General features: G+C 45.9%; 15 protein-coding genes, 2 tRNA genes and 1 pseudogene. 2 read left to right on the top strand and 16 right to left on the bottom strand.

The genetic code is table 11. The features are described 5' to 3' along the window. Positions 1–163: 163 nt before the first annotated feature. From ACTQ53_RS04635 to ACTQ53_RS04585, 11 genes are all read right to left on the bottom strand, one after another. Positions 164–862, bottom strand: a complete 699-nt coding sequence (locus tag ACTQ53_RS04635) for an L-ribulose-5-phosphate 4-epimerase (RefSeq protein WP_441932242.1) — start codon at positions 860–862, stop codon at positions 164–166. A gap of 27 nt (positions 863–889) precedes the next feature. Then, positions 890–1,570, bottom strand: coding sequence for an NUDIX hydrolase (locus ACTQ53_RS04630; RefSeq protein WP_294967579.1), 681 nt, complete (start codon positions 1,568–1,570; stop codon positions 890–892). Positions 1,571–1,773: 203 nt separating this feature from the next. Then, complete coding sequence (locus ACTQ53_RS04625) at positions 1,774–3,498, bottom strand: sodium:solute symporter (protein WP_294967580.1); 1,725 nt, start codon at positions 3,496–3,498, stop codon at positions 1,774–1,776. A gap of 183 nt (positions 3,499–3,681) precedes the next feature. Next, positions 3,682–4,869, bottom strand: coding sequence for an aldose epimerase family protein (locus tag ACTQ53_RS04620; protein WP_294967581.1), 1,188 nt, complete (start codon positions 4,867–4,869; stop codon positions 3,682–3,684). A 211-nt stretch (positions 4,870–5,080) separates the two neighbouring features. Continuing rightward, the gene (galK, locus tag ACTQ53_RS04615) at positions 5,081–6,241 is read right to left on the bottom strand and encodes a galactokinase (RefSeq protein ID WP_153121793.1); all 1,161 of its coding nucleotides are present in this window, start codon (positions 6,239–6,241) and stop codon (positions 5,081–5,083) included. Between the two features lie 101 nt (positions 6,242–6,342). Then, positions 6,343–7,689, bottom strand: coding sequence for an MFS transporter (locus ACTQ53_RS04610; RefSeq protein ID WP_153121794.1), 1,347 nt, complete (start codon positions 7,687–7,689; stop codon positions 6,343–6,345). Positions 7,690–7,855: 166 nt separating this feature from the next. Then, on the bottom strand, positions 7,856–8,941 hold the full coding sequence (locus tag ACTQ53_RS04605; protein ID WP_153121795.1) for an aldose epimerase family protein: 1,086 nt from the start codon (positions 8,939–8,941) through the stop codon (positions 7,856–7,858). Between the two features lie 121 nt (positions 8,942–9,062). Next, positions 9,063–10,295, bottom strand: coding sequence for a bifunctional folylpolyglutamate synthase/dihydrofolate synthase (locus tag ACTQ53_RS04600; RefSeq protein WP_441932238.1), 1,233 nt, complete (start codon positions 10,293–10,295; stop codon positions 9,063–9,065). A gap of 125 nt (positions 10,296–10,420) precedes the next feature. Continuing rightward, entirely contained in the window at positions 10,421–11,581 is a 1,161-nt protein-coding gene (gene dnaJ / locus ACTQ53_RS04595; protein ID WP_294967585.1) for a molecular chaperone DnaJ, read from the bottom strand. Between the two features lie 54 nt (positions 11,582–11,635). Further along, entirely contained in the window at positions 11,636–12,280 is a 645-nt protein-coding gene (locus tag ACTQ53_RS04590) for a nucleotide exchange factor GrpE (protein ID WP_294967587.1), read from the bottom strand. A 111-nt stretch (positions 12,281–12,391) separates the two neighbouring features. Further along, positions 12,392–14,011 (bottom strand): ATP-binding cassette domain-containing protein, encoded by a 1,620-nt coding sequence (locus ACTQ53_RS04585; RefSeq protein ID WP_294967588.1) that lies wholly within the window; start codon positions 14,009–14,011, stop codon positions 12,392–12,394. A 246-nt stretch (positions 14,012–14,257) separates the two neighbouring features. On the opposite strand from ACTQ53_RS04585, the pseudogene ACTQ53_RS04580 reads away from it, so the two are divergent. Together ACTQ53_RS04580 and ACTQ53_RS04575 are read left to right on the top strand one after the other, a co-directional pair. Continuing rightward, positions 14,258–15,193 (top strand): annotated as a pseudogene (locus ACTQ53_RS04580) (RluA family pseudouridine synthase); the annotation flags it as partial. A 76-nt stretch (positions 15,194–15,269) separates the two neighbouring features. Beyond that, positions 15,270–15,422: a sulfate transporter gene (locus ACTQ53_RS04575; RefSeq protein ID WP_153121800.1), complete on the top strand. Its 153-nt coding sequence runs from the start codon at positions 15,270–15,272 to the stop codon at positions 15,420–15,422. Positions 15,423–15,927: 505 nt separating this feature from the next. Here ACTQ53_RS04575 and ACTQ53_RS04570 read toward each other — a convergent pair. From ACTQ53_RS04570 to ruvC, 5 genes are all read right to left on the bottom strand, one after another. After that, the gene (locus tag ACTQ53_RS04570) at positions 15,928–17,409 is read right to left on the bottom strand and encodes a tagaturonate reductase (RefSeq protein WP_441932235.1); all 1,482 of its coding nucleotides are present in this window, start codon (positions 17,407–17,409) and stop codon (positions 15,928–15,930) included. Positions 17,410–17,619: 210 nt separating this feature from the next. After that, positions 17,620–17,690 (bottom strand) — tRNA-Gly (locus tag ACTQ53_RS04565). A 32-nt stretch (positions 17,691–17,722) separates the two neighbouring features. Then, a tRNA-Thr gene (locus ACTQ53_RS04560) sits at positions 17,723–17,795 on the bottom strand. 200 nt (positions 17,796–17,995) lie between these two features. Beyond that, the gene (locus ACTQ53_RS04555; protein ID WP_441932233.1) at positions 17,996–19,480 is read right to left on the bottom strand and encodes an ATP-binding cassette domain-containing protein; all 1,485 of its coding nucleotides are present in this window, start codon (positions 19,478–19,480) and stop codon (positions 17,996–17,998) included. A gap of 13 nt (positions 19,481–19,493) precedes the next feature. After that, positions 19,494–20,129: a crossover junction endodeoxyribonuclease RuvC gene (ruvC, locus tag ACTQ53_RS04550; RefSeq protein WP_194256801.1), complete on the bottom strand. Its 636-nt coding sequence runs from the start codon at positions 20,127–20,129 to the stop codon at positions 19,494–19,496. Positions 20,130–20,144 lie beyond the last annotated feature (15 nt).

Raw genomic sequence — 20,144 nt, 5'->3', positions numbered from 1 at the left:
AAGGACATTGATGCTTGGACTACCGAGCACTTGTCCAAAAACTGGGTGACAGAACGAACCAAAACACTCAAACAAGTGAGTTAATATTGGAACATAGAACTGGACACCCTAATTAATTGTTATTGTTAATGTGATCTAATATCTTTATTTGAAAAACCTTTAATTAGTGCTTTTTCTGTCCGTAGTAAGCGTTAGGACCGTGCTTGCGGTTGAAGTGCTTCTCTACGAGCAATGGGTTCATGGTGGTGTTTGGATTTACAGAGAATGAGATGAAAGCCATCTTGGCCACCTGTTCAGCTACTACTGCGTGATAAACAGCCTGGTCAGCATCCTTACCCCATGTAAAAGGACCATGGTTCTTAACCAATACGCCAGGAGTATGAACTGGGTTGATGTTATCTTTCTTGAAACGGTCAACGATGACAACACCTGTGTTGTGCTCATATTCAGCCATCATATCCTCTGTCATCGCATCAGTGCAAGGGATGCAATCGTGGAAGTAATCAGCATGAGTTGTACCAATATTAGGGATGTCCAAGCCAGCCTGTGCCCAAGCGGTAGCATAAGTAGAGTGAGTATGAACTACGCCACCCAACTCTGGGAATGCGTGGTAGAGAACCAAGTGGGTTGGTGTATCAGATGATGGATTCAGATCGCCTTCTACTACCTTACCTGTTTCCAAGTCTACTACTACCATATCGCTAGCCTTCATGGTGTCATAATCGACGCCTGATGGTTTGATGACAACCAGACCTTTCTCGCGGTCGATGCCACTCACGTTACCCCATGTAAAGAGCACGAGGTTGTGCTTAACGAGATCAAGGTTTGCCTTGAACACTTTTTCTTTTAATTCTTCTAACATAATATTTTTTGTTTTAAGTTGTTTATTCTATTTCAAGTTGAACGATGGGTCTTCCTCGTATGCTTTCTTGTTGAAGCGGTAGAGGGCGGCGCCTCGTTTCGAGTTGACTTTATCGATGAGTTCTGTTTTCTCGATGAAGTCGATATCCTTCACGCGTTTGCGGAAGTTGCGCTTATCAATCTCTTCGCCTATTACTGCCTCGAATACATGCTGAAGCTGTGTCAGCGTAAAGAGGTCTGGGAGGAGTTTGAAGCTTAATGGCTCATGATTGATGCGGCGGCGTATCTGTGCGATAGCGTTGCGGATCATGAGTTTGTGGTCTGAGTATAGTTCTGGAAGTTCGTTCAGACTAACCCATTCCAATCCGTGTTCTACACGGAGGCTGTCATCATAGTCTTTCACATTGATGAGAGTGCAATAGGCGATAGAGATCACTCGCTCACCTGGGTCACGGTCGATGCGGCCGAAAGCTCCTACTTGTCTTATATAGAGGTCTTTCATTCCAGTAAGTTCCAGGATGACTCTGTTAGCTGCATCTTCGAGATTTTCTGTTGAACCAACGAAACCACCATAGAGTGACCATTCGCCTCTTCCCGGGTCCATCTTGCGTTTGCCTATCAGTACCTGGAGGTTACTACCGTCGAAACCGAAAATGATACAATCGACGGATACAAATACTTTGGAGTATTCATTATAAAACTGGGTCATGGCCTTTCTGCTGTTTTGATGTAATGATTCAATGTATGTCTTGTCGTGTTCTTTTGCTTGCTCTTCATAGAGCAGCTTCGAGAGGAAAATCAAGGAGTAAGAAGGAGAAGAAAGGATCGCGGATTTTTCAACGGAAACAGTTTTGTCTGATCTTTGAGAAAATTCTAGACTCCTCACTTCTTACTCCTGACGTGAATAATATTTTACCAGAAGTATGCGTAGAATGCAGCGCAGAGGCCGATTACGACGAGGGTACCGATAATATCGAAGGCACTCCAACTCTCACGGATAGACTTCTTGAAGTCTGATGTGAAGGTGATTGCCTCTACCTGCTCCTTGCTTGGAGCTGGAGTGAAGCAGCTTATTACTACCATGAAGATGATGAGGAATACGAGCAACCAGCACTCGAATACAAGCCAGTTGGTCTGCCAGAACCATGCGGTGTAATCCCAGAATGCACCATCCATTGTAGCCTTACCTGTATCAGTGATGACGTTGGTAACGAGGCGGAGCATACCGATGAGGAAACCTGTAATCATGGTATATTCACCTGCCTTTGGAGTAATCTTCTTGAAGAAGATACCCATTGCAAATACGGCTACCATGGCTGGAGCCAGAAGTGACTGTATACCCTGGAGATAATTGTACAATGTATCCATCTTCATCATGATTGGCAACCATGCGAAACCGAGAACTACAACTACTACGGTAGCGATACGGCCAACGAGTACGTAGTGAGCCTCAGACATGCCCTTCTTCAATGGCTTGTAGAAGTCCTCGGTGAAGAGGGTAGCACAGCTATTGAAGAATGCTGCCAATGAAGCAACGAGTGCGCAGATGAAACCGATGGTTACGATACCCTTGATACCTGCAGGAAGAACGGTCTTTACCATGATGGCGAAGGCTGCATCAGTCTCGTTCATCTGGATGGCACCCTTCTGAGCCAAGGCTGCTGCAATCATACCTGGGATGAGGAACATGAAGCAAGGGAGTACCTTGAAGAAACCGGCTGCGATAGTACCGCGGCGGGCACGCTTCATAACCTCTACGTTGCTCTCGCCAGGAACCTGACCGAGTACACGCTGAACGATGTGCTGGTCAGTACACCAGTACCAGAAACCGATGATGGTTGCACCGATCAATACTACGAAACCAGGATACTCCTGATACATAGAATCACCTGCCTCCCAGTGGAACATGTGGGTTGTACCGTAGCCGTTGTTCAACTTGCCGCAGTAATCCATCATGTCGGCCCAACCAGCAGCGATGCTGCCACCGCCGAGGGTAGAGAGACCGAGGAAGAGTACGAGGAAAGAACCGATGACGAGGATAGGTGTCTGGATAGTTGACAATGTCATCACACCCTTCATACCACCGAATACGGTGAAGATGGTGGTGAGGATAATCAGACCGATAGCACCAGCCCAGAAGTTCAAGCCCCAAAGATATTCGAAGAAGATACCACCTGTAAGGGCTGTAACGCTCACCTTTGTAAGGATGTAAGCTACGAGGGTGATGATAGAGAGCCATGAACCTGTGCGCTGGGTATAGCGGAACTTCAGGAAGTCAGGCATGGTGATGATTTTACCCATCTTGTTGATGAGCAACTGGTAGAAAGGTACGAACAGCCAACCCAAGATGAGGATCATCCAGCCCTGCATCTCCCAGTGTGCCATACCGACACCACTCTTGGCACCTGTACCAGCCAAACCAACGAGGTGCTCAGAACCAATGTTGGCAGCAAAGATAGCCATACCGATTACATACCATGGCTCACCCTTACCGAAGAGGTAGGCAGAAGAGTCTTCACCTTTCTGAGCCTTTCTGTCTTTCACGATTGCGTGCCAAACAGCCCAAATTACGCCGATAACACCAATGGCGAGTATAGCCCAATCAAGCCATACGAATTCTGTTGAATTCCAATTCATAATTACTATAAGATTGTTTGTTTATTATTATTTGTTTATTCTTTTCTTTTATTGGATGCTTATTATGTTAGTTTCTTATCCAGCACATTTCGTTTTTTTGTCATTGCGAAAACTTCTTGTTGGATGTTAGCTGTTCCAGCGGACTTTATCCGCCGGTTCGCTAACTTTTAAACTAACTTACGCTTACTTTTTAACGCTGAATTTGTAAGCGAGGTGAGAATTGTATTTCTCTCCTGGCTTCAATGTGGCATCTGTCCAATCCTTTACACCCTGAGCAATCTTGGTTGGAGAATCAGGATATTTCTGGCTCTCGAAGCAAACGCTTACGTGTTTAGGATACTTGATGCCATGCTTGCAGGCAATACCTGTGCCTTGGAAGTTACCGGTGTAAACCTGAATGCCTGGCTCGTTGGTAAATACTTCAAGAAGGATACCGCTCTTTGGTGAGTAGAGGCTTGCGCAAACTGTTTTGTCATCGCCCTTACCATTCTTATATGTGTTCAAACACCAGTTGTGGTCGTAACCTGTGGCATTCTTAATCTGGTCAAAGTTATAATCTACCTTCTTGCCGATTTCTGCAGGTTTACGGAAATCCATAGGGGTTCCCTCGACACTCTTGATTTCACCAGTTGGGATGTAAAGTGAATCTGCAGGAGTGAACTTATCTGCATTGATGTACATTACCTGATCGAAACCTTCCTTAGATGGATCGCCATTCAAGTTGAAGTAACTGTGGTTGGTCATATTGACAACGGTCTCTTTGTCTGTTGTAGCGCCAAACTCGATGTCGAGTGTGTTGTCACTCTTGACTGTATATTTAGCTGTTGCTGTTACGTTGCCAGGGAAACCATTCTCGCCATCCTTCGCATTGATAGTGAAGGTAACGGATGAGTCGTTCTTCTCTGTAATGTCGTAAACCTGGTTCAACCATCCTGTAGCACCACCACCATGCAGGCAGTTGCCATTATCATTTGCCTTCAACTGATAGGTAGAACCTGCAAGTGAAAGCTTGGCATCCTTGATGCGGTTAGCGTAACGACCTACTGATGAACCATAATCAGAAGGAGAGTTAAGCGTATCTGCATACTGATGGATATTGTCATAACCAAGAACTACATCAGTTGGCTTGCCGTCCTTGTCTGGGACAGAGATTGAAACCACACGCCCACCATAGTTGGTGAGACATACCTCCATGCCGTTGGCATTCTTGAGGGTTACTAACTCAGTCTTCTTTCCCAATACGGTTGAATCGAAATCTGCAGGATTCAAACCAGACTGTGTAAGACTAGCGTTGCTGCTTGATGAACAAGCAGAGAGGGTAGCGATTGCCGCAAAACCTACTCCCATGAAAAGGGTCTTAAATGTACTCATTTTTAGGCTGTTTTTAATTGTTTACTTTATTTTGGGTGTAAAATTACAATTTTATTTTGAAACGGCAATAGTTTTCCCTAACTTTTTTCATTCTAAAGTGTGTTTTTAACACTATTTGCATGATTACGCCTGCTTTTGGCTAAATTTGGGCAAAAAAAACTGCAGCTAGCCAACACTAACTGCAGTTCCTTTATATTATATAATATGTATATTAGCAAACCTTGTGAGAACCCTCAGAGATAACTACTGGGTAAATTTCAGGAGCATGACCATACTTAGCTGTGAACTTAGCTGTAACATCCTCTACGAACTTGTCATAGATGTCGTCCTTAACCAAGTTGATGGTGCAGCCACCGAAGCCACCACCCATGATACGGCTACCAGTAACACCGTTCTCCTTGGCAACATCGTTCAAGAAGTCGAGCTCCTCGCAGCTTACCTCGTATTCCTTGCTCAAACCGTGGTGGGTCTCATACATCTTCTGGCCTACAGTCTCGTAGTCACCCTTCTCAAGAGCATCGCAGACTGCCAATACGCGGTCCTTCTCGCCCAATACGAAGTGGGCGCGGCTGTAATCCTCTTCGCCTACCTCTGCGCGAACCTCTTCCAGCTGCTCCCATGTGCAATCGCGGAGAGTCTCGAACTTTGCCTCTGGATGCTTGGCAGCGATGTGCTTAACCACGTTCTCGCAAGAGTTACGACGGTCGTTGTATGGTGAACCAGCCAACTCGTGCTTAACCTTAGAGTTAACCAGACAGAGCTTGTAGCCCTTAGGCTCGAATGGGAAGTACTCAAACTCACGGCTGTTGCAGTCGAGACGCATCAACTTGCCCTCCTTGCCGAATACAGAAGCAAACTGGTCCATAATACCGCAGTTAACACCTACGTACTTGTGCTCAGTAGCCTGACCAGCGAGAACGAGATCCCACTTAGAAACCTTGTTGTCACCGAAGAGATCGTTCAAGGCGAAAGCGAAGCAGCTCTCAAGAGCAGCTGAAGAAGACATACCTGCACCGAGAGGCACATCGCCATAGAATGCTGCATTGAAGCCCTTTACATCAACACCCAGCGCCTTCATCTCCTGGCAGATACCGTAGATGTAGCGTGCCCAAGATGCGCGAGGACCCTCTGGGTCGTTTACCTTGAACTCTACACGGTCCTTCAAGTCGATAGAGTAGAGCATCACTGTCTCTGTTCCGTTAGGACGGATCTCAGCCATAATACCCTTATCTACTGCACCTGGGAATACGAATCCACCATTATAATCTGTGTGCTCGCCAATCAGGTTAATACGACCTGGTGACATATAGATGTTACCTGTTTTGCCATCAAAGTGCTTGATGAAACGGCTTCTTACTTTTTCGATATCCATAATTGTTGTTGTTTAAAAGTTATTATTAAAGATTTGATTATAAACTAGTTGTTCCCGGATAAATCAAGTTTTGCTTCACCCGGGAATAAGATGTTTCATTATTACTCTACTGGAATGTCCTTGTTTACATTCTTGCAACCAACGAGGGCGTAGAAGAGAATGTATGCAATCATGGCGATGATAACCCAATAAGATGCGATAGGACCAGCAGCCTTAGCAACAGCGTCCTGGATGAGAGGCATTACGCCACCACCAACTACCATCATCATGAAGATACCTGATGCCTGAGCTGTGTATTTGCCGAGACCCTCAACAGCAAGGTTGAAGATTCCACCCCACATGATAGAAGTACACAAACCGCAGATAGCGATGAGTACGCACTTGGTAGGGATAGTAAATGCTACAAGACCAGTACCGTGGTCGTCGAGCTTGAGAAGGTTTGCAATCTCAGAATCACCAGCCAAAGAGAAGTTCAATGTGTTGGTTTCTGGCAAGAAAATGGCTGTGAGCAACAGGAGTATAGCTACTGTTGATACTATTGTCATCTGTGTCTTGGTAGAAACTGCACCGCTGATAAATGAGCTGAGGAATCGGCCGCACATCATGAGCAACCAGTAAACTGCTGCGAAAGCACCACCTACAGAAGCAGCACCTGTGAAGTCCATGCTACTGATGTAGAAAATAAGCTGAGCAGGAATACCAATCTCAACACCTACATAGAAGAAAATACCGATGACACCGAGTACGCAGTGACGGAATGACCAAGGACTGTGATCGTACTGTACGTTCTCCTTCTTGATGTTTGGCTCAGGAATAGCAACAAACCAGATGATGAAGAAGGCTGCAATGAACACCGCCATACCGATGAAGAGGAGAGGAGCAACGTCGCTCATACTTGTATTAGCTGTAACTGTACCTACGAGTACACCTGCCAACAATGGGGTAAGAGTACCACTCAAAGAGTTCAATGTACCACCAATCTGAATGAGCTGGTTACCGCGGTTACCACCGCCACCGAGCAAGTTCAACATTGGGTTTACCACGGTGTTAAGCATACATACGCAGAAACCGCAGATGAAAGCACCCAACAGATAAATGATAAGGTTGAGGCAAACGGCACCAGAGCTGAGGTTAAATACTGGAATGTCGTCACCGAAGATACTTGACAAGTACTGAATCATCAAACCGATTGTACCGACAGCGAGTGCGATCAATGCTGTCTTCTTGTAACCCTTGCTTTCAATCATCTTGCCGGCAGGAATACCCATGAAGAGGTAAGCGGCAAAGTTCATGAAGTTACCCATCATGGCTGCCCAAGAGTACTTGAAGCCCCAGATGTTGCCAAAAGGTGCTCCCATGTTAGTTACAAACGAGATCATTGCAAAGATAAAACACATCGTGATGATGGCAATGACACGACCGTTGTTATTTACACTTTTTTGTTCCATTGTTTAATCTTGATAGTTGATATTTGTTATTGTTATATTTGTTATTTGCTTGTATTGCTGGTTGTTACCATATGATTGTTCACTGGTTAATTTAACCGCAAAAAGGAGCGGCTGCCCCAGCATTGTGCACTTAGAGGCAGCAACTCCTATATGGTTTAATCTGATTTTATTTGTCTACGCCAAACTTATAGATTGTCTTCTGTGTGTATGTCTCACCAGGGTTCAATCTGCAACTTGGGAAGTATGGATGATTTGGTGTGTCTGGGAACTTCTGTGCCTCGAAGCAAACTGCGCTGCGGCGTGGGAATGTTGCACCATGCTGACCCTTGATGCCTGCCAGGAAGTTACCTGTATACATCTGCAAACCTGGTTCTGTGGTATAAACCTCCATGGTACGGCAGCTAACAGGGTCCTTAATGCGGGCAGCAAAGCTCAACTCGCCCTCTTCCTTCTTGTTTAAAACATAGTTGTGATCGTAACCCTGACCATTCTTGATCTGCTCGTTGTCGGCATCAATGTCCTGGCCGATTGGCTTTGGAGTGCGGAAATCGAAAGGTGTACCCTCTACCTTCAGGATTTCACCTGTTGGGATAGACTCCTTATCGATAGGGAGGTAGTAGTCTGCATTCACCTCACAGATGATGTTGTCAATAGTTGGGGTAGGATTTGCAATACCCTGGATTGCGAAGAATGCGTGATGAGTCAAGTTGCAGATGGTCATCTTGTTAGTTGTAGCCTGATACTTGATGACGAACTCATTGTCGTCTGTCAAGGTGTAAGCTACCCAAACAGTCAATTCTCCAGAGAAGCCTTCCTCGCCGTATGGGCTGGTGTACTTCAAGACAACTGCATTGTCACTCATACGGGTTGCATCCCAAACGTGGGCGTGGAATCCGGTAGGACCTCCATGCAAATGGTTCTTTCCATCGTTGCATGCCAACTGATACTCCTTGCCATGAAGGGTAAATCTACCCTCCTTGATACGATTTCCGTAACGACCGATGAGGACGCTCAAGAAAGGCTCAGGTGAGTTGATGACATCCTGTATGTTGTCGTGACCCTCGATGAGGTTAGCATAGTTGCCGTCCTTATCTGGCATCATGATAGCAACAACAGCACCACCGTAGTTAGTCACTGCAATCTCATTGCCCTGATTGTTTCTCAACACGAAGAGATCAGTCTTCTTTCCATTTACTGTGGTCTGAAAATCTTCTCTTTTCAAACCACACTTGTTAACTGGTTCTGTATTCATAATATATCTTTTTTTAGTTACTCTACTTTATGTTCTAAAGTAATCTACTGCAAAGTAACTAAAAAAAAATGAATATGACAAAATATTTAGCAATTATTTGATTTAAAAAAACTAAAAATTTTTAGGAGAGCAAATCAGCGACTACATAACTTGAACCTCCAACGAAGACAAAATCATCATTTTTTGCATTTGCTTTCGCAGTCATATATGCTTCTTTTACAGAATGATACATCTCACCATGCAAGTTATACTTTAATGCAGTGTCTCGCAATTTCTCCACAGGAATGGCTCTTTTGGTAGAAGGCTGCGTCCAATAGAATTTTACCCCATTTTTGAGCTTATCTCTCAGAAGTTGTAATACGTGCTCAACATCTTTGTCGTCCACCATTCCAAAAACGATGTGCTTGACCTGAGCGTCAACATCATTAATCTGGGTGGCAAGATACTTCCATCCCGCAAGATTGTGACCCGTATCACAGATGACAAGCGGTGCTTCTCCCAGCTTCTCCCATCTACCTCGCAACCCTGTCAGCTCACATACATGCCCGAAACCGTTTCTGATTGCTTCGTCGCTGATGGTCATCGTCTGTCGCAAGACGTTGAGTGCTGCAAGAATGGTCTTTCTGTTACGTTCTTGATAGGAACCTTTCAGTTCCATATCTACCTCCATAGCCGTGTCTTCATCCTGTGCAAAGAGAATAGGAGAATGGCGTTCTCCGGCAACCTTCTCAAAAACAGGACGGGTCTCTTCGATGTATTCACCGATAACTACAGGCACGTCAGGCTTTATGATTCCTGCCTTCTCGCCAGCTATCTCTGCCAGGGTGTTTCCCAGAAACTGGGTATGGTCAAAACTGATATTGGTAATGACAGAAAGAACCGGAGTGATGATATTGGTACAGTCAAGTCTTCCTCCAAGTCCTACTTCGATTACCGCATAGTCTACTTTCTGCTCGGCAAAGTACTTGAATGCCATGGCCGTGGTCAGCTCGAAGAAAGACGGATGAAGAGGTTCGAAGAAAGCACGGTTCTCTTCTACAAAGTCGATGACATACTGTTCCGGCAGGCATTCTCCGTTCACACGGATGCGCTCGCGGAAATCAACAAGATGAGGGGATGTGTATAATCCCACCTTGTAACCCTGGCTTTGAAGGATGGCTGCTATCGTATGAGAGCAGGAACCCTTGCCGTTGGTGCCGGCAATATGTATAGTCTTATATTGACGATGAGGATGACCGAAGTGCTCGTCCAGCTCATGGGTAGTCTGCAGACCAGGCTTATATGCCTTGGCACCAATTTTTTCAAACACCGGAGTACTATTGAAGAGATATTCTGTCGTTTCTTGATAATTCATTTCTTATATATTATAAATGTGTAGGTACAAAAAGTGGCAATCCCAATACTGGCATTGAGCCAATAATCAGGATTGCCTGTTACTTTTATCTTTTATGAGATTTCATCCATAGAATCTTCAGGAATCTATTTGTTGAACAGATTCTTGATGCTGTCAAAGATTGACTTCTTGGTGGCATTGTCTGCCTGGAAGTTCTCGCATTCCTTGAACTTCTTCACCAATTCCTTCTCTTCCTTGTTGAGGGTCTTAGGAATGTAGACGGTAATGTTCACGATGATGTCGCCTCGTCCATAACCATATCCCTTGATGGCAGGCATACCTTTACCACGCAGGCGAACCTGCTTACCTGGCTGGGTTCCTGGTTCTATCTTGATGGTAGTCTTTCCCTCCAATGTAGGGATTTCCACTTCACCGCCAAGAACAGCTGTAGAGAAGTCGAGTACGAGATTATAGTAGAGGTCCTTGTCTTTACGTTCGAAGACATCGCTCTTTTCTACGCGTACGATAACCTGAAGGTCGCCGTTGACGCCATTGTGCTTACCGGCGCCTCCCTTACCTGGTACGGTAACGACCATTCCGTCATCCACACCTGCAGGAATATTGATTTCTACAACTTCTTCGCCAGCAACAATGCCTTCACCACCACAAGCCTTACACTTGTTTTTGATCACGTGACCCTCGCCGCCACATGTAGGACATGCAGCCTGAGTCTGCATGGTTCCAAACATAGAGCGCACGGTACGGACTGTGTAACCCGTACCATGACAGGTAGGACAAGTCTCCTGCTGTGAGCCGCCTTCGCATCCTGTGCCATGGCAAGCAGAACATGTTACGTCTTTACGAATCTTGAACTTCTTGGTGCAACCCGCAAAAGCCTCTTCCAATGTAAGCTTTGCCTGTACTCGCAAATCTCTTCCCTGGTACTGCTGTGGCTGGGCGCTGCCGCCAAAACCGCCGAATCCGCCACCGAATCCACCGTGACCTCCAAAGATATCGCCGAACATAGAGAAGATGTCATTCATATCCATGCTGGCTCCACCACCGAATCCACCGAAACCGCCTTGCGGACCGTCGAATCCGAACTGATCATACTGCTGACGCTTCTGAGGATCATGAAGAACCTCGTATGCCTCTGCAGCCTCCTTGAACTTTTCTTCAGCCTCCTTGTTTCCAGGGTTGCGGTCTGGATGATATTTGATGGCTATCTTGCGGTAAGCCTTCTTTATTTCGTCTTCAGATGCCTGCTTATCAACGCCAAGCACCTCGTAATAGTCTCTCTTTGCCATTTGTTAAATATGGATTTTTATTTCTTTATTCCTGATCGTAATTCTTCATTAGACTTATTGGCCTACAGCAACCTTAGCGTGACGGATTACCTTGTCGTTGAGGGTATAGCCGGTCTGCACGCAGTCGATAACCTTGCCCTTCTTGTCGTCACCCATTCCTGGCACCATAGCGATTGCCTCATGGAAATCTACGTCGAAATCCTTGTCAGCAGTCTCAATCTTCTTTACTCCGAGACCTTCAAGAGTCTTGATGAACTTGTTGAAAATCATCTGAACACCTTCCTTGATAGCCTTAGGATCCTCGCTCTTGTCTGCGATGGCACGCTCGAAGTCATCAAGAATTGGAAGAATGGCAGCAATAGTCTTCTCACCACCGTTGAGAATCAGATCAGCCTTCTCTTTCAGGGTGCGCTTGCGGTAATTCTCAAATTCTGCAGTCTTATAGAGCAGTTGCTTTTTCAATTCTTCTACTTCCTGCTGAGCCTTTGCCAATGGATCTGCTTCTTCAGATTCTGCCGCATTGTCAGTATTGTCAGTCTTACTGTCAGCATCTGCCGCCTTATTGTCAGCATCCTCTGTATTTGTCTCTTCAGCCTTAGGCTCTTCATTATTCTGAGTATCGTTCTGCTCAGCATTCTCGTTGAGAACCTGTTCCTTAGCGTTACCGTCCTCTATATTAATCTTCTTTTCTTTTGACATAGTCTTAAATTTTTTAAACATGATTATTCCTTTTTATGGTTGTTTTGACAAAAAGCGTGCCAACTCGACTCTCATCGAATTGGCACTTATCTCATTTAGGTGTATTTTCTATTACTGCAGACCGTACATCTTAGCTTTCTGCTCCTTGATAGCCTCATCATAGATGTACTCATCGTAAGACATCAGCTTATCGATGGTTCCTGATGGGGTGAGCTCGATAATACGGTTAGCCACGGTATTGATGAACTCATGGTCGTGGCTGGCAAAAAGGATATTGCCCTTGAAACCTACCAGGTTGTTGTTGAATGCCTGGATACTCTCCAAGTCCAAGTGGTTGGTTGGAGTATCGAGAATCAGACAGTTTGCATTCTGCAACTGCATGCGGGCAATCATACATCTCATCTTCTCACCTCCGGAGAGTACGTTTACCTTCTTCAGTACTTCCTCGCCGCTGAAGAGCATTCTTCCCAAATAACCCTTCATTGCCACCTCATTGCCAGGACCATACTGGCTCAACCAGTCTACGAGGTTCATGTCGCTCTGGAAGAACTCGGTGTTGTCGAGTGGGAGATAAGCTGTTGTGATGGTAACGCCCCACTTGTAATCACCTGCGTCAGCCTTGCGGTTGCCGTTGATAATCTCGAAGAGAGCGGTCATAGCCTTAGGGTTGTGAGAGAGGAATACCACCTTCTCGCCCTTCTCGATGTTGAAGTTTACATTGTCGAAGAGAACTGTTCCGTCCTCATCGCAAGCCTTCAGGCCTTCAACCTCCAGAATCTGGTTACCTGGTTCACGATCCATTTGGAAGATGATTCCTGGATACTTACGGCTAGAAGGACGAATCTCCTCTACGTTCAGCTTCTCCAGCATCTTCTTGCGGGATGTGGTCTGCTTACTCTTAGCTACATTGGCAGAGAATCGGCGGATGAACTCCTCCAACTGCTTCTTCTTCTCCTCAGCCTTCATCTTCTGGTTCTGAGCCTGACGGAGAGCCAACTGAGAACTCTCGTACCAGAAAGAGTAGTTGCCGGCAAACATGGTTACCTTACCGAAGTCGATATCCACGGTCTGTGTGCTGACAGCATCGAGGAAGTGACGGTCGTGAGAAACCACGAGAACTGTCTGCTCGATGTTGCTGAGATATTCCTCCAACCACTCTACGGTGTCGAGGTCGAGGTCGTTGGTAGGCTCATCGAGGAGGAGGTTGTCAGGATTACCGAAGAGAGCCTTCGCCAGCATCACGCGTACCTTCTCTGTATTAGAAAGCTCACCAACGAGCTTATCGTGACGATCTTCCTTCACGCCAAGGTTCTGAAGCAACTGGGCAGCATTACTCTCAGCTTCCCAACCGTTCATCTCTGCGAACTTAAGTTCCAGCTCAGCAGCGAGGTTACCATCCTCTTCTGTCATCTCTGGTTTTGCATAGAGGCGCTCGCGCTCCTTCATGTTCTCCCACAATGGCTGATGACCCATCAGAACGGTGTCCATCACGCGGAACTCGTCATACTTGAAGTGGTCCTGCTCCAAAACGGAAAGACGCTCTCCTGGTCCCATTTCTACTGTACCCTTGTTTGGCTCCAAATCGCCACTGATGGCACGGAGGAGGGTAGACTTACCAGCACCGTTGGCACCGATTACGCCATAAATATTACCATGTGTGAACTTGAGGTTTACATCTTTGTAAAGCACTCGCTTACCGAATTGAATTGCAAGATTTTGTACTGTTATCATTCTTGTTTACTAAATATCTTTTTCTGAATTTATCTTTAATTTGTGTGCAAAGTTACGAAAAAATATTTGTATATCAATGATTTATTGGTAAAAGTTGCTTTTTTTTAGTTAAAAACACAGCTCTTTTTTGTCATTTTGCAGAAAAGTCTTACTTTTGCATGCTAAAAGGCATCAACGATATCCCAATACCGTTGAATATGTGTTAAGAACAAATAGATATAAATAACACGAAACAGCAAATTGAAAATGAAACAACAAAATAATAAAGGCTATTTTAATAAGCATACCAACAATGCTTACGGCTATGGCAATCCGAATGAATATGACCACTACAAGGTGGAGAAGCCGGCGCAGTTGTTGGAATGGCTGATGGAGAACGTAAAGGGTCCCAGCAAGACCAAGGTGAAGCAGACGCTGCAGGGTAGAGGAATCAAGGTGGATGGCAAGACCATCACCCAGTTCGACTATGCTCTGAAACCTGGCATGAAGGTGAGCGTAAGCAAGACCAAGAAGAACCAGGAGGTTTTCAAGAGCAGATACATCAAGATTGTTTATGAAGACCGCTACGTCATCGTGGTTGAAAAGAACGTGGGCATCCTCAGTATGGCTGCCGGACATTCTACGCTCAACGTAAAGACCGTACTGGATGATTACTTCCACAAGACCCGCCAGAACTGCCAGGCTCACGTAGTTCACCGTCTTGACCGTGACACTTCGGGATTGATGATTTACGCCAAGGACAAGCAGACCGAGCTTGCGCTGGAGGATGACTGGCACCACAACGTATACGACCGCCGATACGTTGCCCTGGTTTCCGGAGAGATGGAGGAAGACGAGGGAACCGTTGCCAACTGGTTGAAGGACAACAAGGCATATATTACTTATGCCAGCGAAACAGACAATGGCGGCAAATATGCAGTAACCCACTTTCATACATTGCAGCGCACTACCGAGCATTCCCTGGTAGAATATAAGCTGGAGACGGGTAGAAAGAACCAGATTCGTGTACATACAGCAGATATGGGCCATCCTATCTGTGGCGACATCAAGTACGGAAACGGTGATGACCCATGCGGCCGTCTTTGCCTGCATGCTTATGTGCTCTGCTTCTATCATCCGGTGACTCATCAGCCAATGGAGTTTGAAACTCCAATTCCTAATGAGTTCATCAGAGCCATGAAGGAAGACAATAAGCCTTATGATGCTGGCAATAAGCCAAATCATGCAAACCACAAACCATTCAGAAAGGAGGGACGCAATGGATAATTTCCTTTATTATGCTTTTGCGCTAGTAGTCCTGGTGGTGGGCCTGTTTATTCTGAAAAAGGTAGCCACCTGCATGATTAAAATGGCAGTAGGCGTCATCATGATTGCCGTTCTCTTTGCTATTTACTGGCTGTATCTGTCGTAAATCAACGGGTCTTTCATGCCTTGTCCAACAGCATGGAGAGATAGACAAAAATACGTCCTGACGTAGTCTCAACTGCGTCCCGACGTAGCAACCTCTACGTCCCGACGTAGTTCCGGCTGCGTCGCCACGTATTTTCAGCTCCATCGGCAGCTGGCAGATGAGCAGTATCCTTCTTCCACAAAAAGTGATAAAGTCACTCGTCACTCGTCACTTTTTGTTTTTTCCTCTTTTTCCAAAAGTAGGTTGATAAGCCTTAAGAATAAAAGATTATAATAATTATATATATATTAATGTTCGCGCGTACATTATTATATAAGAAATATAATATATATATTAATATGATATCTTCTTTTTAACAATAAGACAATATCTCAAAAAATTAAAAGTGACGAGTGACGAGTGACTTTTTCACCTTCAACAAAATAAGTCCGGCAAGAATGAAGCATCACTTCATCTTACCGGACTCTATTACATATCTTTTTACCTTATATTAGTCAATTGAAGATTAGAGGATAGTCTTCACAGCCTCCAACATACCCTTCTCCTGAATGAGGTCGAGGTCCTTCTTAACCAACTCTGTCAAGCCTGGAACTGTCTCGTTCAGGTTCTCATGCCAGATGTAGTCGAAGCCGAGTACGCCTTCTGCTACCTTCTGGGTGTCGCCAGTAGCCCAAAGCTCTGTGAGCTTGTCCATGATCTTCTGGTCGTCGTTTGGCTGGATAGGAGCACCGTCCTCACGAACACCACCCTTATAGTAAGTGATGATGGCAGCAAGACCGAATACCAATCCCTGTGGCAACTCACCCTTACGCTCCAAGTAGATCTTTACGCCTGGGAGGTCGCGAGTCTCGAACTTAGGGAATGAGTTCAGCATGATGCTGGTTACCTGGTGGTCAACGAATGGGTTCTCGAAGCGCTCCAATACGTCAGAAGCGAACTTCTGAAGCTCGTCCATAGGGAGGTTCAATGTCTGCATCAATTCTTCGAACTGTACCTTGTGGATGTACTTGCCCAATACTGGGTGCTCGCAAGCATCGCGAACGATGTTCACACCGCTGAGGTATGTAACAGGGCTCAATACTGTGTGAGGGCCATTCAGGAGAGTAACCTTACGCTCGTGGTATGGCTTCTCGTTGTCTGTGATGAGAACGTGGAGACCAGCCTTGTGAGCAGGGAACTCTTCCTGCATCTGCTCTACAGTCATGTTCTCAGCCTTCTCGATTACCCAGAGGTGGAAGCTCTCAGCCTTTACTACGAGGTTATCCTTGTAGCAAACCTTCTGCTGGATTTCCTTGATGGTGTCGCGTGGGAAGCCAGGAACGATACGGTCTACGAGTGTAGCGCAAACATAGCAGTGGTTGGTGAACCACTCCTTGAAGCCCTCGTAGTCAGCACCCATGTCTTCCTTCCAAAGCTCGATATACTGATAGATGCACTCCTTCAAGTGGTGACCGTTCAAGAAGATCAGCTCGCAAGGCATCAAAATCATACCCTTGGTTGGGTCGCCCTCGAAGAACTTGTAGCGTTGGAACAGCAACTGAACCAACTTACCTGGGTAAGAAGCAGCTGGAGCATCTGTGAACTTGCAGGAATCATCGAATGCAATACCAGCCTCAGTTGTGTTAGAGATGATGAAACGCATCTCTGGCTGCTCAGCCAAAGCCATGAAAGCCTGGTTCTGAGAATATGGGTTCAATGCACGGCTGATAACGTCGATACGCTCCAATGTGTTGACAGCCTGACCGTTCTCTTTGCCCTGAAGGTTCACGTGATAGAGGCAATCCTGACCGTTCAACCAGTCTACCATACCGCCAGGCAATGGCTGAACGACAACAACAGAACCGTTGAAGTCAGTTTTCTTATTCATATTCCATACAATCCAATCAACGAATGCACGGAGGAAGTTACCTTCACCAAACTGAATAATTTTCTCTGGAGCGACGCTCTTAGGAGCAGTGCGCTTGTTTAATGCTTTAAGCTCTTTCATGATTTGTTATTATGTTTGTTATTCGTTTTACTATTAGTTCCATCCCAGATGTCATATCTATTTCTTTAATCAATATTGTTATCTTTCTGAAATCTGATGCAAAGGTATAAAAAAAATCGGTACATTATATCGGAAATGTTGAAAAAACGTGCGTAAAGGTTTACGAAACTTTACAAAAAAATCTTTCCATAACTTCTGGAAAGATGAACGAGCGAGATACGGGAGTCGAACCCGCCTCACAGGCTTGGGAAGCCCGTGCACTACCGATGTGCTAATCTCGCTTGAATTAGCTTATCGTACATAATGACAAGAGAGCCACGAGCGGGACTCGAACCCGCGACCCACGCATTACGAATGCGTTGCTCTACCAACTGAGCCATCATGGCATAACTCTTTTCTTAATTATCTGCAAAGGTAATGAATATTTTCCGAACATAGAAAAATATTACCGAATACTTTGTTAAAGTTAACTTTCATTAACGGAAAGAAACTCGTTTATTAATATAATAAGGTGTAATGCCAAGTCCTCATTATATGCCTTCTGCGCTCTTACCCGTATAGGCAAGAGCACAGAAGTGGATATTCATCATGCATGACGCATGAGGAAAATGCTATGGTCGATACATGCAGGAAGTTCTTCCTTGTAATGCGTAACCATGATCATGGTCTTATTGTTTCGCTTGCAAAAAGCTTCGATGACGTCCTTAACCAGACGGCGATTGTAATTATCAAGACCGTGCAAAGGTTCGTCGAGGATAAGAAGTTCCGGATCTTTCACGAAGGCACGAGCCAGAAGAACCAGACGCTGCTCACCGCTTGAGAGTTTCAGGAAGCCACGCTCCTCCAATCCTTCCAGTCCAAACACCTTCATCCAGAAGCGGCACTTATCCATATCTTCATCCTTCGGCTTTACGTAAAGTCCTACGGAATCCATCAAGCCACTTGCCACGATTCTGATGGCAGGGAGGTCGCGCTGGTATGAGCGGTGGAGCTCAGGAGAAACATAACCGATATGCTTCTTGATGTCCCAGATACTCTCGCCGCAGCCACGAGGATTACCGAAGAGGGCGATGTTGCAGGCATAACTCTGAGGGTTGTCTGCACATACCAGACTCAGCAAGGTACTCTTTCCGGCTCCGTTTTGTCCGCTCAGCGCCCAACGCTCACCATTGTTCACGGTCCAGTCCAGATCCTTCAAGATGATGCGCTCGCCATATTGAATGCGAACCTTGTTCATCTTGACCACTTCCTGGCTCTTATACTCACGGTCACTATACGGCAGATTGATGATTTCCTGTTCTAGCTCATCACTCAACATCCGGCTTGGGACTGGAGTGCGCTGAGCCAGATACTCTTCCTTGGCCAACTTCGGCATAACCTTCATGTCCTTTACTTCCACTACGTGGGTGATAAAGTCAGGAATGTCATCGCTCTTGCTCAATACGAGGATAATCTGCAGGGCATGCTCCTGTGCCAAAGTCTTGAGGAGTTCCTTCAGCTGGTCGCGGGTATCGGCATCGAGTCCGATGAACGGATTGTCCATGATGAGGACGCGTGGTTCTGAGAAGAGGGTAGAAGCCAGCTTGAACTTGCGCAGCTCGCCGCTGCTCAGGAGGATAGTGTATTTGTCGAGCAGATGCTCCATGTGGAAGAGTTCATAGATATGCTTCTGCAAATTGCGTCGCTCCGGAGTATCTTTGCCCGCCATGTTGTAGGCCTCTTCCAGCTTATCCTTCACAATCGGAGTGTTCTCATCTATTTCCAGCTGGTTCCATCTCTGCTGGAGGAAATATGTGCGGTCGTTGTCGCCACCATAGGTATCACGGAAGGTGATATACTTGATGTTGTCGCTCACCATCTTTTTGGTGCTAGGTGAGAAATCATAATCAGGGTCGTGCATTAACAGAGGGTGTCTGCCGACAATGATGTCAACAAACATCGACTTTCCACCACCATTTGGTCCAACGATGGCGATATGTTCACCTTCGCAGGACTCAAAGTTTACAGGCTCGGCCATACGCCATTCCGGCATACGAGTCACGCCATCCTTAATGCTAATAATCTTTTGCATCTCTCTTATATTTTTATTTATGTGTTGTGCGATTGATGGCAGCCAGAAGTTTGGCTTGTGGCCCAGTCATGCCGTTGGTGCCGCCAATGCGCGACTGGTTTTTCTGTGCAAAGTCCTTCCAGCTGCTATAATGCTTGTCGCTGATCTCCGGTCTGCCCATTTGCAGGAAATGGCAGTAGGCAGCGCCCAGTGCATCGGTAGCATCCATGAACTTCGGCATTTCATCCTCCTTGATGTTGAGCATGCGTTGCAGCATCGCAGCCACCTGTTCCTTGGATGCCTGTCCCTGTCCGGTAATTGCCATCTTGATTTTCAGAGGAGCATATTCATGGATGGGCACATCGTGATGGATGGCAGCAGCGATGGCAACTCCCTGAGCTCTACCAAGTTTGAGCATCGACTGCACGTTCTTTCCAAAGAAGGGAGCCTCAATCGCCATCTCGTCAGGGAGATAAGAATCGATGATGCCTGTAACCCGCTCGAATATCTTGCCGAGTCGCAGATAGGGATCTTTCTCCTTGCGCATGTCGATGACACCCATCACCACCAACTCAGCCTTATTGCCCATGATGCGTATCACACCATAGCCCATCACGTTGGTTCCCGGGTCAATTCCAAGAATGATCTTCTCTGTATTATTCTTTTTCAATTTCTGATTCTCTGG

The organism is Prevotella sp. Sow4_E9_plate (assembly GCF_052116205.1).
Lineage (GTDB): Bacteria > Bacteroidota > Bacteroidia > Bacteroidales > Bacteroidaceae > Prevotella.
Note: the sequence above shows the minus strand (reverse complement) of the source record. Positions and strands in the feature narration are given on the sequence as shown.

Excerpts from the sequence above, each read along its gene's own strand:
- ACTQ53_RS04585 (WP_294967588.1), bottom strand. The coding sequence starts at position 14,011 with ATGATAACAGTACAAAATCTTGCAATTCAATTCGGTAAGCGAGTGCTT.
- ACTQ53_RS04570 (WP_441932235.1), bottom strand. The coding sequence starts at position 17,409 with ATGAAAGAGCTTAAAGCATTAAACAAGCGCACTGCTCCTAAGAGCGTC.
- ACTQ53_RS04625 (WP_294967580.1), bottom strand. The coding sequence starts at position 3,498 with ATGAATTGGAATTCAACAGAATTCGTATGGCTTGATTGGGCTATACTC.
- ACTQ53_RS04610 (WP_153121794.1), bottom strand. The coding sequence starts at position 7,689 with ATGGAACAAAAAAGTGTAAATAACAACGGTCGTGTCATTGCCATCATC.
- ACTQ53_RS04590 (WP_294967587.1), bottom strand. The coding sequence starts at position 12,280 with ATGTCAAAAGAAAAGAAGATTAATATAGAGGACGGTAACGCTAAGGAA.
- ACTQ53_RS04620 (WP_294967581.1), bottom strand. The coding sequence starts at position 4,869 with ATGAGTACATTTAAGACCCTTTTCATGGGAGTAGGTTTTGCGGCAATC.
- dnaJ (WP_294967585.1), bottom strand. The coding sequence starts at position 11,581 with ATGGCAAAGAGAGACTATTACGAGGTGCTTGGCGTTGATAAGCAGGCA.
- ACTQ53_RS04635 (WP_441932242.1), bottom strand. The coding sequence starts at position 862 with ATGTTAGAAGAATTAAAAGAAAAAGTGTTCAAGGCAAACCTTGATCTC.
- galK (WP_153121793.1), bottom strand. The coding sequence starts at position 6,241 with ATGGATATCGAAAAAGTAAGAAGCCGTTTCATCAAGCACTTTGATGGC.
- ACTQ53_RS04600 (WP_441932238.1), bottom strand. The coding sequence starts at position 10,295 with ATGAATTATCAAGAAACGACAGAATATCTCTTCAATAGTACTCCGGTG.
- ACTQ53_RS04555 (WP_441932233.1), bottom strand. The coding sequence starts at position 19,480 with ATGCAAAAGATTATTAGCATTAAGGATGGCGTGACTCGTATGCCGGAA.
- ACTQ53_RS04605 (WP_153121795.1), bottom strand. The coding sequence starts at position 8,941 with ATGAATACAGAACCAGTTAACAAGTGTGGTTTGAAAAGAGAAGATTTT.
- ACTQ53_RS04575 (WP_153121800.1), top strand. The coding sequence starts at position 15,270 with ATGGATAATTTCCTTTATTATGCTTTTGCGCTAGTAGTCCTGGTGGTG.
- ACTQ53_RS04630 (WP_294967579.1), bottom strand. The coding sequence starts at position 1,570 with ATGACCCAGTTTTATAATGAATACTCCAAAGTATTTGTATCCGTCGAT.